Source organism: Chitinophaga sp. XS-30 (assembly GCF_008086345.1).
In the GTDB taxonomy this organism is placed as follows: domain Bacteria; phylum Bacteroidota; class Bacteroidia; order Chitinophagales; family Chitinophagaceae; genus Chitinophaga.
Genome location: NZ_CP043006.1, coordinates 1,758,466 through 1,770,737 on the forward strand (window position 1 = coordinate 1,758,466; position 12,272 = coordinate 1,770,737).

The window sequence follows — 12,272 nt, forward strand, 5'->3', positions numbered from 1 at the left end:
CAAAAAAACATACAGAGATGAAGCAATTTTTTTTGGCAGGATGCCTGCTGGCAAGCCTCGCAGGATATGCGCAGGAAGAGCAGCCTTATGTGAAAGAGAAAGATCCGCTGGTGCTGCAGAAGCTGGATGAGTGGCAGGACTGGAAATTCGGACTGATGATGCACTGGGGCACCTACTCCCAGTGGGGCATCGTGGAATCCTGGAGCCTCTGTCCGGAAGACGAAGGCTGGACGCAACGGAAACCCGACGGCATTCCCTATTACGAATACGTGCAGCAGTATGAAGCCCTCGCCAATACCTTCAATCCTGTAAAGTTCGATCCCGCCAAATGGGCCACAGCCGCAAAAAAGGCCGGCATGCGCTATATGGTGTTCACCACCAAGCATCACGACGGGTTCAATATGTTCGATACAAAACAGTCGGAATACCGCATTACGGCACCGAACGTCCCTTTCAGCAAAGATCCCCGCGCGGATGTGACCAAAGAAGTGTTTAACGCATTCCGGAAAGAAGGTATTCACATCGGCGCCTATTTTTCCAAGCCGGACTGGAATACAGATTCCTATTGGTGGCCATACTTCCCGCCAAAAGACCGCAATGTGAACTATGAGATCAGCAAATACCCCGAACGCTGGAAGCAGTTTCAGCAGTTCACCTACAAACAGATCGAAGAGCTGATGACCGGCTACGGAAAGGTGGAGATACTCTGGCTGGACGGCGGATGGGTACGCCCGCTGAACATGCATTCCAAAGAATCCCTGTCATGGAACAAAACGCCCGCGCAGGACCAGGACATCAACATGCCCGCCATCACCGCCATGGCCCGCCAGCATCAGCCCGGCCTCATTGTGGTAGACCGCAGTGTGCATGGCCCTTACGAGAATTACCGCACTCCCGAGCAGCAGATACCGGACAAACCGCTCGACTATCCCTGGGAAACCTGCATGACCATGGCCGGTTCCTGGTCATACGTGCCGGACGACCGGTATAAGCCCGTGAACACGATCATTCATAACCTGGTGGACATTGTAGCCAAGGGCGGCAACTACCTGCTGAACATCGGCCCCGGTCCTGATGGCACCTGGCATGACGAAGCTTACCGCAAGCTGGACAGCATCGGTCAGTGGATGGCGGCAAACGGCGACGCCATTTACGGCACCCGCTCCATTGCGCCTTACAAGGATGGCAAAGTATGTTTTACGCAGAAGAAAGACGGCACCATTTACGCGATCTGTTTGCTGGATGAAGGCGAACAGTTGCCAGCGGTTATCCGCTTTGCAGGTATTATGCCGGCAAGCGGCGCGAAGATGGAGCTGCTGGGTGTGAAGGGGAAAGTATCCTGGAAGAAAGCAGGGAACGGGGTGGAGGTGAAGGTGCCGGAATCTGCCCGGAAGAAGAATTTAAGGCACGCGATCGCGATAAAGATCAAATAAATGGAGGGGGAACGCCCCCTTCGTTTTTAGAAGCCCGCTGAAATACCTGTAGTAATGATGATGAAAGGATAATAATCGGTTGGTTCAAGCACACTTGATATACATCCCTGCAATTGGAAGTGCCATTTGAAATGGGGTGTGCCCACCCGCAGCGTGAATGCCGGTTCATACAAAAAAGTGGGGCTGCTGGCAGCCTTCTTCATTTCGGGAAGATAGGTTATCTGGTAGGACCTGGAATGGTTTATATATGTCTGTGACACCTGGCTGCCTATGTAGGGCCTTGCGTAACCAAGAAACGTGAAGCGCGGTGTAAAAGTGAGCTCCACTCTTTTATGCACCATGCCAATACCAGGCTGGATAAAAAATTTCCGGAACCTGGTGCGTACGGTATGGTCATAGCGGGTCCCTTTTGCACTGTCGCTATAATATGCCTCTTCAACCATTCTGAACCCGCCAGCACCGTAGCCTGCATACAGGTCCAGCACCACGGGTGGCCTGGTCTTGTGAGAGAATTTTTTAAAAACACCAACCCCAGCTTCTGCGACCCCGCCCAGCGGTCTTGTAAAATGCCCCATACGCCCGGTACCTTTTCCGCCAAATCTTTCCCAGGTGTATTGCCCGTTAACCATCACCGCAAATTTGTCCGTGATGGCATAAGCCCCGTGCCAGCTGGAGGGCGTGACATTTATTTTAAACTGTTGCTTTTCATGCAGCAACGGCGCATTTACCTGGTTTGGTATATAAATGTTGCGGGAACAGGAGATGCAGCCTGTCACGCAGACAAGCAACATCCAGGGATAACGTATTTTCATTGGTGTGCATTTACAGGGTCGCTAATGAAGCGGATGGCCCCCTGGAAATGTTACATCACTACTTCTTCGCATCCTGCACCCACTGCCCGAAGTTCAGTGAAATGCCGGTGCTGAAAGAGACCGGCTGGAAAAAATCTCCCACCTGGTAGCCGCTGTAAGTTTCGTCATTGATCGGAACGGAGATCAGCAGCTGGCCATGCCATTTTATATACCGGTAACCCGCGCGTACGGTGAAGGTAGGCTCAAAGAAAGGCATCGCTTTGTCTCCCAGCTTCAAAAAGTTCTCGCGGCGGACGTCATCATTCTCGAAAACCTTGCTGCCCATGGTCTGATCGTAAAAGCGCACTACGGAAATGCGGGTGGAGAAAGCAGCCTCCACTACTTTGTGCGAGAAACCGAAAGTGGGCTGTATGAAGAATTTGTGGAATTTCGTGCGAAGCTGGTAATTGGTGTTCCCGCGGATGCTGTCCGCCGAAAATTCATTATCCAGTGTTTTGAAAGAGCCGTTGCCGTAACCGGCATACACATCGAATATCGCTCGCTGGCGGGAATCCACGGCTTTGAAGAACCCCACCCCACCTTCTATCAATCCCCCGCGAACATGCGGGTCCAGCAGCCAGTCGCCATCGCTGTCACTATCGTAAAGGAGGTTGCGCCATACATACTGGCCATTCACCATCACGGCAATATTGTCGGAAACCGCGTAGGCCGCCTGCCAGTTGGTGAGGGACAGGTTAGCCTTGAATTCATTCTTTTCTTTCAGTAGCGGAACATTCGCCGGATTAGGCACATAAGTATGCATCTGGCGGCTGCAGGAGGCAAATGCAAGTACCGCTAATGCCATTAACAAAAGACGGACAGTTTTCATAAAGTTGCAGGTTTTATATGAGCATTATAGCATAGACGATTCCCGTGGGATCAGTTCTACTTCAAAAACATAGTTTTTGGGTACTTTGATCTTTTCATCGTGGTTGATCAGCTGCACCAGTGTTTCTACCGCTTTTTCGCCCATCCTGTAACCAGATTGCTCAATGGTGGTAAGGGAAGGGGAGATGATGCGGGAAGAAAGGTCATTTGAGTAACCGACAACTTTCACCTGTTCCGGAACTTTTATGCCTTTGCGCCTGGCTTCCTGGATGAAAGCAACGGCGGAAGTATCGTTGGCGGAGAACATGCCGTCCGGGATATTGTCGCCGGAGAAGATATTTCGGGCGGCTTCCGTAGCAGCGTCCAGTGTCAGGTTATGTATGTGTATCAGTGATTCATCGAATGGTATCTTGTATTTGGCCAGCGCGGCTTTGTATCCTGCAAGGCGCTGCTGGTAAAGGTTGCAGGTCAGCACACCGGAAAAATGTGCGATCCTTTTGCAGCCCTGGCGGATCAGGTGTTCGGTAGCCAGGAATCCCCCTTTGAAATCATCGCCTGTGATGGTATATCCGGGAAAATCCAGCGGTACGCGGTCGTAGAATACCAGCGGGATATTGTTTTTGATGAAAGGGGAAAAGTGATCGAAGTTGGTGGTGAACATGGAAGCAACCGCCAGCAGCCCGTCCACACGCAGGGAAAAGAAGGTGTGCACCAGTTCTTTTTCCATCGCCACCGTTTCATCCGATTGCCCGATCACGATGCTGAAACCGTATTTATGGGCCTCATGCTGGATGCCGCTGATGGCGGTACTTTGAAAGTACATGCTGGTACGGGGAACGATCAGCCCGATGATATTGGAGCGTTTCTTCCGGAGGCTGGAGGCGATCCAGTTGGGCACATAGCCCATTTCGGTGGCCATCTGCTGCACTTTCTCCCTTGTTTCCTCGTTGATCAGCGGATTGTTTTGCAAAGCCCTTGATACCGTGGAAGCGCTCAGGCCCAGTGCCTGCGCAATGTCGTATATGGTTATCTTGTTCGTGTTGTGGCGTTCTTTCACTTTTGAGGCCTGTGGATTAGAAGGCGATATTAAGGAATTTTATTGATAGGTGTATTTTTGCGCCCGATGAAACACCAGATCAAAAGAACTTGCGGGACCGCCAGGCAGGTGATATACCGGGAAACGCCGGTAAAACACTACACTGCGCAGATACGCTGCAGCCGCTAAGGATATCTTTGCCCTGTACTTTTATTAGTATAGGGATAAATAACGGACCGCTTACTCATAGGCGGTCTTTTTTATGCCTGTGATAACCCCGAAACGGAGCAGGGCCGCCTTCCGGTAAGAAGACGGCCCTGCCATTGCAATATTGTTAATGACTATTTGGGATCGAGGATGTTATTGATACGTTCTACGAGATCCTGCAGGTGATAGCGGCTCATGCTGTCTCCTGTGCCTGCTGCTGCGGAGCGGGCTTCGCTGCGCAGGGTGATCAGCTGCGCGCGCGCAATGCTGGAGGCATCCGATTTGGTCGGATTAGGGTACATGGAAGCGTAGGCGGCAGGCAGGCCCTGCGGCACCACCGGCGCTTTCAGGAGGCCGGACAGGGAGTTCACATACGCCTTTTGCAGGTTGCGTCTGTAGATATCGATCTTCCGGTTGCTGTACAGCTCGGAAAAAATGCCTCTGCGCATATCGTTCAGGTACGCTACGGCGCTGTAGGCATTCTTGTCGGCAGCCTCCGCGTTGATCAGTTTGTTGATGGTGCCTGCGCCCAGCAATCTGCCGAGCACCGCTTCCTGGCGGGCCAGGATCAATGTGGGGCCTTCACCCTTGATGCGGCTCAGGATATCATTGTCCAGCAGCCAGGACGGCGTAGTGAACAGTTCTTTCTGCAGGAACTGCACCGCTTCTTTCTGGGTAGCTTTCGGCGTGATCTCGTATATGGCGCCCGCCTGTTCTACAGTCTTGGGCGTTTCATAAACGCCGCCGATGTTTTTGGCAACATGGCCCATGTAACGGAAGTACTGGCCGAGCACTTCGTTATACAGTTCAGCGAGGTTGGAATAACCTTCGTTCTCTTCGCGGGTCCAGGCCATGAGGTTGGGCACGATGCGCTGCAGGTTTTTCAGGCCGTAGGCGCTGGCTTTCATGGCATTGTCGCCCAGGTCTTCGCTCTGGGAGCGCGGGTCGTCAGGATTTGATTCCGTACCGAACCAGTATTTCTTGTCCTGCAGGCGGTTCATGGTCCATTTGTTGAGGGTGCTTCTTTCCGCATCCGCGTCCGCACCGGGGATGAATTTGTAGCCCCATTCGATCGCCCATTTGTCGTAATAGTTGATACGGGGATAGAGGTCTGCGCCGGTAATGCCGTCGCCCGGCTGGGCAACGTAGTTGAAACGGGCGTAGTCCATGATAGAGGCTGCGTGGCCGTGGGCTTTCACCCAGTCCTTGTCGCGCAGTTTTTCCACCGGGTAAGTTGAGCTGGAGCCGAAGTTATGGCGGAGGCCCAGGGTGTGGCCTACTTCATGGGAAGATACGAAGCGGATCAGTTCGCCCATCAGCTCGTCATCGAACTGCATTTTGCGGGCGCGCTCATCGTTCGGGGAAGCCTGGATAAAGTACCAGTTGCGGAGCAGGCGCATCACGTTGTGATACCAGTTGATGTGGCTTTCCAGGATCTCGCCGGAGCGGGGATCGTGTACGTGGGGGCCGCTGGCGTTCGGTACTTCGGAAGGTTTGTAAACGATGGCGGAATAGCGGGCATCCTCCAGGCTCCAGGTGGAATCTTCCTCACGGGTGGGGGCCATTTTGGCGAAGATGGCATTTTTGAAGCCAGCCTGTTCAAAGGCGCCCTGCCAGTCGTTCACACCCTGAATAAGGTATTTGCGCCATTTTGCAGGCGTAGCCGGGTCGATATAGAAGATGATCGGTTTCTTTGGTTCTACCAGTTCTCCCCTGCGGAATTTCTCGAGGTCTTCCGGTTTGGGTTCCAGGCGCCAGCGGGTGATCATGATCAGTTTTTTAACACCCTGTGGGTCCGCATCGAAATCGGTGAGGCCGGTGGCGAAGTAGCCAACGCGGGGATCGAAGTAACGCGGCTGCATGGGCACTTCCGGCAGCATAACCAGGGAGCTGTTCAACTCCAGGGTGGCAAAACCGCCGCCAACCGGAGGCATGCCGGGGCCGGGGGAGTTTCCGCTGCGGGTATAGGTCTTGACGGTCTTGATCTCCATATTCCCGGGGTAAGAGCGCACGTCCTCGATGTAGGACTTGTCACCCTGCGGAGCGCCGAGTTTCAGCTGGCTTTTGAGCCTGCCGTCGAAGAAGAGGACATCGTTATCCCCGTTGATGTAATCGGTCATATCCACTACGGTGCCGCTGCTGTCTTTCGAGACCGCTTTGATGTCAAAGGCCGCTACGATAGGCTGGATGTTGGAGTTCATCACGGAGATGTACATCGGCTGGGTAGAGTCTTTGGACCTTTCGGCGAAAGAGATGTTCTTGAGGAAGATGCGGTCGTTCGGGCCTTTTTCGAACCGGATCACGTTTTCATTGATCTGGTCGCCTCCAAAGCCCAGCATGCCCACCCGTACGCCGGCGGGAGCTTTGGACATACGGCTCACGACGAGTATGTCGCGTCCCAGCAGTTTGTCAGGGATCTCCACGAAGATCCTGTCGTCCTGTTTGTAGATGTTGAACATGCCGCTGTCGGCTTTTGCCCTGGGGGTGATCACCTCGGTGAATTTCTTTGGAGCGGCTTTTTTCGGGCCTCCTCCCATCATCGGGGGGCGGGCGGTGGAATCCTTGCCGGGTGCTGTGGCGGCAGGTACAGGTTTGTTATCCTTTTTCTTTTTTCGCTGGGCGTCCGCCGGATGGGTGGTGAGCAGGCAGGCTGCGCACACCATGCCGGCCAAAGCCGTTACAAATTTGCTCTGTAAATGCATGTATTGTTGGTTTAATTGATTTTAAGCGACTTAGTTGAGGCGCAAATAAAGGGATAAGAATTTATATATATTGTTAAAATCCATAAAAGCGTTAAAAGGCGGTAGGAGCGGAAATAAAAAGGGGTTTCCACCCGGAAGGTGTGGCAACATCAGTTGCATCGGCAACATTCCGGATGCGCGATGGTCAGAAACAGGGAGGTAAAATATGGATTTAAAATTTCTGTTGGAACAGTTTAAAATTTTCTTAAATTGTGCGTCCAACTTTGAAAAAAATCAATCGATTCCGTATTATAGCGGAATGTTTGGGAGAGGACAGTGAAATCAATATTAATTTTTTTGCTTATTTAAGTGTTTGCTCAATAAATGTGGAAAGGAGGAAAAGCCCTGCCAGTGGGCGTTTCGTGCTGAGGGTTAAATTTTTTGAGTGGCACTTGTTTTTTTGAGGAAGGCTTATAACTTTGCGAATCACTGATTATTAGTCTATTATTGAGGGTGTAAGGAAACAAAATCGATCTAAATCTTAATTACTAACAAACAAACAGTTTAATTTTTAACACTAAAATTCAATCAACATGGCTGAGACTAAAACAACTGTGACTGCAGCTGCTGCCAAAACCTCTTCTCATCAAGCGAAAAAGTCGTCCAACTTGTTTGCTTTGCTGGCTGTGCCCATTTGCATTGCCATTGCGTATGTGTTTTTCTTTCTTGTTTTAGGTAATCCGGACAACTTCATGGGCGGTAACGTTGAGAATCACCCTGTTGAGGAAGGTATCGGCAAATGGTTTGGTACAGTTTACAAAGGCGGTCTCATCGTACCGATACTGATCTCCATCCTGCTGATCTGTATCACTTTCGTGATCGAGCGTTTCCTGTATCTGTCCAAAGCAAAAGGTAAATTCAGCGGTGCTGAACTGGTAAGAAAGGTGCAGTATCACCTGGCCAACAAAAATGTTGATGCAGCCCTGGCAGAATGCGACAAGCAGAAGGGTTCTGTAGGTAATGTGATCAAGGCTGGTCTGAGAAAGTACAAAGAAATGATTTCCAATAATGAGCTGGATACTGATCAGAAGATCCTGACCATTAAGAACGAGATCGAGGAAACAACCGCACTGGAACTGCCGATGATGGAAAAGAACCTGGTGTTCCTGTCCACAATCGCTTCCGTAGCAACCCTGGTAGGTCTGTTCGGTACGGTACTGGGTATGATCAAGGCGTTCGCGGCGATGTCCAGCGGTGGTGCACCCGATTCTGCACAGCTGGCACTTGGTATCTCCGAGGCGTTGATCAACACCGCCCTGGGTATCGGTACTTCCGCTATCGCGATCATCATGTATAACTACTTCACTACCAACATCGACAGCATCACTTACGCGATCGATGAATCTGGTTTCACGCTGACTCAGAGCTTTGCTGCAAATCACAAATAATTTTCGTAAATTATATTGTGGAATTTCTGCAGAATTGAATCTAATTAAGTGAACCAATAAAAGGAGTAAAGATGCCTAAAGTAAAAATGCCCAGGAAAAGCACGAACATCGACATGACTGCGATGTGTGACGTGGCGTTCCTGTTGCTGACTTTCTTCATGCTGGCAACCAAGTTCAAACCGGACGAGCCGGTGGCTGTGGTTACTCCGTCTTCTATCAACACGCAATTACTGCCAGATTCTGACGTAATTCTGCTGACAGTAGCGAGCGACGGCAGGGTGTTTTTCAGCATAGACGGTCAGGGAAAGAGAAAACAGCTGATTGAGGATCTGAACGAGCAGTACAAGTTGGGCCTTGATAATAAAGAGATCAACAACTTTGCGATAGGGTCCAGCGTTGGTGCTGAGCTCAAAAACCTGAAACAGTTGCTGAACATGAGCGCGGATGAACGGAAAGCCTCGAACATCGAAAAAGGTATTCCTGTTGATTCCGCGAACAACGAACTGGGAGTATGGATTGAGTATGCCCGTAACGTACAGGGCCAGATGGGGAGCCTTAACAAGCTGAAGTATTGTCTCCAGGCGGATAATGATACACCTTACCCGGTGATCAAAAACATCCTGGATACCTTCAAGGACAAGAAGATACAGAAGCTCAACCTGGTAACCAATCTGAAAGGGAAGCCTCCGGGTTCTGCTGCCGCGCTGTATGAGGCTGAGCAACAGGGAAAACATTGACAAGAAGGCGCAGTATAATGCGAAGTTTCTAACAAACTAAAAAAATGCTACCATGGCTGAAATGGATACCAGCAGTAGTGGCGGTGGTAAAAAACACCAGGGGACGAAATCGAAAAAGCTTTCAACCCGTGTAGACATGACACCGATGGTGGATCTGGGTTTTCTCCTGATCACCTTCTTCATGCTCACCACCACTATGTCGAAACCGAAGACGATGGACCTGATCATGCCCAAGGATACAGAGAAAGAGGAGGAGCAGAACAAAGTAAAAGAAAGTACTGCACTGACCATCCTGTTAGGGAAAAAGGACCAGGTTTACTATTACGAAGGATTGGCGCAAGACCCCAATGCTTCCAGCAACCCGGATTTCTTCAAGGCCTCCTCATTTGCCAACACCGGCGGCATCCGCGATATCATCATCAAAAAACGTGATGAGGTTGCACAGCTGCGCAACTTTAAGGGAGAACCTGAGGATGTGGTGGTGATCATCAAGGCAGATGATGGCGCCACTTACAAGAACTTCGTGGATTTATTGGATGAAATGGCAATCAACCGTATCCAGCGGTACGCAACCGTGGATATCAGCGACCAGGACAAGCAATGGATCAAATCTACCGAAGCCTCCAACGGCATTCAGTAGTTATGGAAAAAACTAATTTTTTGCATCCATCAATAAACATTTAACAATGGATTCAGCTAAGATTCTTAAGACCGACTTTCTTGATATCCTGTTCGAGGACAGGAACAAGAACTATGGTGCTTATGAGCTTCGTAAGCACTACGACAAACGTGTGCGGAATTCCATCCTGATTACAGCTTCTATTGCGTTGTTGATCGTTGGCAGTTATCTCATTTATATGAATATCAAAGCCAATGATGTTGAAACCGTTAAAAAACCAATAGTTGAAGACATCAAGCTGGAAGACGTGAAGTTGCCGGACGATCCGAAGACTCCGCCTCCGCCACCGCCTCCCCCGGCGCCACCGCCGCCGGTGAAGCCCTCCGTGCAGTTCACGCCGCCGGTGATCAAAAAAGATGAAGAGGTAAAAGCCGAAGAGGAACCTCCGAAGATCGAAGAGATCAAAGAGAAAGCCGTATCTACCAAAACAGTAGAAGGTGATCCCAATGGTATCGATCCGGGCCTTATCAGCGACAGTAAAGGTACCGGTGTGGTAGAAGCACCGCCTCCCCCGCCGAAAGAAGAGATCTTCACCTTTGTGGAGCAACCTCCGACCTTCCCGGGTGGTGATGCAGCCCTTGCCAAATACCTGAGCAACAATATCCGTTACCCGCATCTGGCAACAGAAAACGGTATTTCCGGTACAGTATTCGTATCCTTTGTGGTAGACTCTGAAGGTCAGATCAAAGATGTGAAAACAGTCGGCGCCAAAAAAGGTGGTGGTCTCGAAGACGAAGCCATGCGCGTGGTGAAGAAAATGCCGAAATGGAAACCAGGCAAGCAGAACGGACGCCAGGTATCAGTGCAGTTCAACCTGCCGATCCGCTTTACCCTGCAAGAATAGTTAAAGTCTCAAGCTAACAGCATACAAAATTCCCCATCAGCCAGCTGATGGGGAATTTTATTTAATTTCGGCCCATGATTGGAAAGTTAGGCGGCCAGGACGATACCATCGTAGCCATAGCCACCGCCCCCGGCGTTGGCGCCATTGCCGTGATCCGGCTCAGCGGCAGGGAGGCGATAGCCATTACAGACAAGCTTTTTCCCGCGAAAGACCTGTCCGCGCAGCCGGGCTATACCCTGCACTTTGGTGCGCTGAGTTTGAACGGACAACTGATCGATGAAGTGGTGGTGAGCCTGTATCGCGCCCCGCGGTCTTACACCGGGGAGGAAGTGGTGGAGATCTCCTGTCACGGTTCCCCTTATATCCAGCAGCAGATCATCGACGCCTGTATTACTTGCGGCGCCCGCCTTGCGAGGCCCGGAGAGTTCACGCAACGCGCATTCCTTAACGGCAAGCTGGACCTTACCCAGGCCGAATCCGTAGCCGACCTGATCGCTTCCAATACCGCAGCATCGCATCAAACTGCCCTGCAGCAGATGCGCGGCGGCTTTTCGCAGGAGCTCCAGGCCCTGCGGGAGCAACTGATCAAATTCTCCGCGCTGATAGAGCTGGAACTGGATTTCAGCCAGGAGGATGTGGAGTTTGCGGACCGTACCGCGCTTTATACGCTGGTCAATTCTTCCACCGCGGAAGTGGAACAGCTTATCCGTTCTTTCCGTATCGGCAATGTGATCAAGAATGGTGTGAACACCGCGATCATCGGTCGCCCTAATGCCGGCAAATCCACTTTGCTGAATACCCTGCTGAATGAGAACCGTGCCATCGTCAGCGAAATAGCCGGTACTACGCGGGATACCATAGAAGAAGTATTGAATATCGGCGGCATCCTGTTCCGGTTGATAGACACCGCCGGTATCCGGGAAAGCACCGATGTGATCGAGAGCATCGGGGTACAGAAATCGCTCGAAAAGATGCGGGAAGCCGGTATCGTGATCTATCTTTTTGATGTATCCGAAATGTCTGCTGAAGAAGTGCAGGCACAGGCGGAAGCTTTTCAGGGATCTTATTTGCTGGTGGGCAACAAGGTGGATGTGATCGGGGAAGAAGCTGCGCGCGCGAAGTTCGGCAGCATTCCCGGGGTTATTTTTATTTCCGCGAAGGAGCATGTGGCGGACCTGAAGGAGAAGCTGATAGAGCAGATGACAGGAGGTTCCGTGAATACGGAGAATACGATCATTACGAATGCGCGGCATTATGCGGCGTTACAGGAGGTGCTGACGGCGCTGCAGGATGTGAAGCGTGGGTTGGATGAGGGGTTGCCGGGGGATTTGCTGGCGCTGGATATCCGGCGGTGTTTGTTTTTTCTGGCGGATATTGCGGGGGAGGTGACGAATGAGGATCGGTTGGATTATATATTTTCGAAGTTTTGTATCGGGAAGTAGGAGTCTTCCTTTTTAATCGCATCCGCTTTTCTTTATTCGCCTGATGTAATGCGTATCAGTCAGTATCCTGTTGATGAAATGTCCGG

General features: G+C 51.1%; 10 protein-coding genes. 6 read left to right on the forward strand and 4 right to left on the reverse strand.

The features are described from left to right. Nucleotides 1–17: 17 nt before the first annotated feature. Nucleotides 18–1,433 (forward strand): alpha-L-fucosidase, encoded by a 1,416-nt coding sequence (locus FW415_RS07410; RefSeq protein ID WP_148383632.1) that lies wholly within the window; start codon nt 18–20, stop codon nt 1,431–1,433. A gap of 26 nt (nt 1,434–1,459) precedes the next feature. Here the strand turns inward: FW415_RS07410 and FW415_RS07415 are convergent, their stop codons facing one another. The 4 genes from FW415_RS07415 to FW415_RS07430 all read right to left on the reverse strand — a co-directional run bounded on the left by FW415_RS07415 (nt 1,460) and on the right by FW415_RS07430 (nt 7,057). Continuing rightward, complete coding sequence (locus FW415_RS07415) at nt 1,460–2,245, reverse strand: hypothetical protein (RefSeq protein ID WP_148383633.1); 786 nt, start codon at nt 2,243–2,245, stop codon at nt 1,460–1,462. Nucleotides 2,246–2,303: 58 nt separating this feature from the next. Continuing rightward, entirely contained in the window at nt 2,304–3,113 is an 810-nt protein-coding gene (locus FW415_RS07420; RefSeq protein WP_148383634.1) for a hypothetical protein, read from the reverse strand. A 24-nt stretch (nt 3,114–3,137) separates the two neighbouring features. Continuing rightward, a complete protein-coding gene (locus tag FW415_RS07425; RefSeq protein ID WP_148383635.1) occupies nt 3,138–4,169 on the reverse strand; it encodes a LacI family DNA-binding transcriptional regulator in 1,032 nt (343 codons plus the stop codon). 320 nt (nt 4,170–4,489) lie between these two features. Continuing rightward, on the reverse strand, nt 4,490–7,057 hold the full coding sequence (locus tag FW415_RS07430) for a zinc-dependent metalloprotease (protein WP_148383636.1): 2,568 nt from the start codon (nt 7,055–7,057) through the stop codon (nt 4,490–4,492). A 572-nt stretch (nt 7,058–7,629) separates the two neighbouring features. Here FW415_RS07430 and FW415_RS07435 point away from each other — a divergent pair. From FW415_RS07435 to mnmE, 5 genes are all read left to right on the forward strand, one after another. Further along, the gene (locus FW415_RS07435) at nt 7,630–8,484 is read left to right on the forward strand and encodes a MotA/TolQ/ExbB proton channel family protein (RefSeq protein ID WP_148383637.1); all 855 of its coding nucleotides are present in this window, start codon (nt 7,630–7,632) and stop codon (nt 8,482–8,484) included. A 71-nt stretch (nt 8,485–8,555) separates the two neighbouring features. Then, nucleotides 8,556–9,221, forward strand: coding sequence for a biopolymer transporter ExbD (locus FW415_RS07440; protein ID WP_148383638.1), 666 nt, complete (start codon nt 8,556–8,558; stop codon nt 9,219–9,221). 52 nt (nt 9,222–9,273) lie between these two features. Continuing rightward, nucleotides 9,274–9,861, forward strand: coding sequence for a biopolymer transporter ExbD (locus tag FW415_RS07445; RefSeq protein WP_148383639.1), 588 nt, complete (start codon nt 9,274–9,276; stop codon nt 9,859–9,861). A 46-nt stretch (nt 9,862–9,907) separates the two neighbouring features. Continuing rightward, nucleotides 9,908–10,744 carry an energy transducer TonB gene (locus tag FW415_RS07450; protein ID WP_148383640.1) on the forward strand — a complete coding sequence of 279 codons (837 nt, stop codon included), beginning with the start codon at nt 9,908–9,910 and terminating at the stop codon, nt 10,742–10,744. A gap of 74 nt (nt 10,745–10,818) precedes the next feature. Continuing rightward, a complete protein-coding gene (gene mnmE, locus FW415_RS07455) occupies nt 10,819–12,186 on the forward strand; it encodes a tRNA uridine-5-carboxymethylaminomethyl(34) synthesis GTPase MnmE (RefSeq protein WP_148383641.1) in 1,368 nt (455 codons plus the stop codon). The last annotated feature ends 86 nt before the right edge of the window (nt 12,187–12,272 follow it).

What these genes read in the sequence shown, in the direction of transcription:
- FW415_RS07410 (WP_148383632.1), top strand. Translation starts at nt 18, where the DNA reads ATGAAGCAATTTTTTTTGGCAGGATGCCTGCTGGCAAGCCTCGCAGGA.
- FW415_RS07415 (WP_148383633.1), bottom strand. Translation starts at nt 2,245, where the DNA reads ATGAAAATACGTTATCCCTGGATGTTGCTTGTCTGCGTGACAGGCTGC.
- FW415_RS07420 (WP_148383634.1), bottom strand. Translation starts at nt 3,113, where the DNA reads ATGAAAACTGTCCGTCTTTTGTTAATGGCATTAGCGGTACTTGCATTT.
- FW415_RS07430 (WP_148383636.1), bottom strand. Translation starts at nt 7,057, where the DNA reads ATGCATTTACAGAGCAAATTTGTAACGGCTTTGGCCGGCATGGTGTGC.
- FW415_RS07435 (WP_148383637.1), top strand. Translation starts at nt 7,630, where the DNA reads ATGGCTGAGACTAAAACAACTGTGACTGCAGCTGCTGCCAAAACCTCT.
- FW415_RS07440 (WP_148383638.1), top strand. Translation starts at nt 8,556, where the DNA reads ATGCCTAAAGTAAAAATGCCCAGGAAAAGCACGAACATCGACATGACT.
- FW415_RS07445 (WP_148383639.1), top strand. Translation starts at nt 9,274, where the DNA reads ATGGCTGAAATGGATACCAGCAGTAGTGGCGGTGGTAAAAAACACCAG.
- FW415_RS07450 (WP_148383640.1), top strand. Translation starts at nt 9,908, where the DNA reads ATGGATTCAGCTAAGATTCTTAAGACCGACTTTCTTGATATCCTGTTC.
- mnmE (WP_148383641.1), top strand. Translation starts at nt 10,819, where the DNA reads ATGATTGGAAAGTTAGGCGGCCAGGACGATACCATCGTAGCCATAGCC.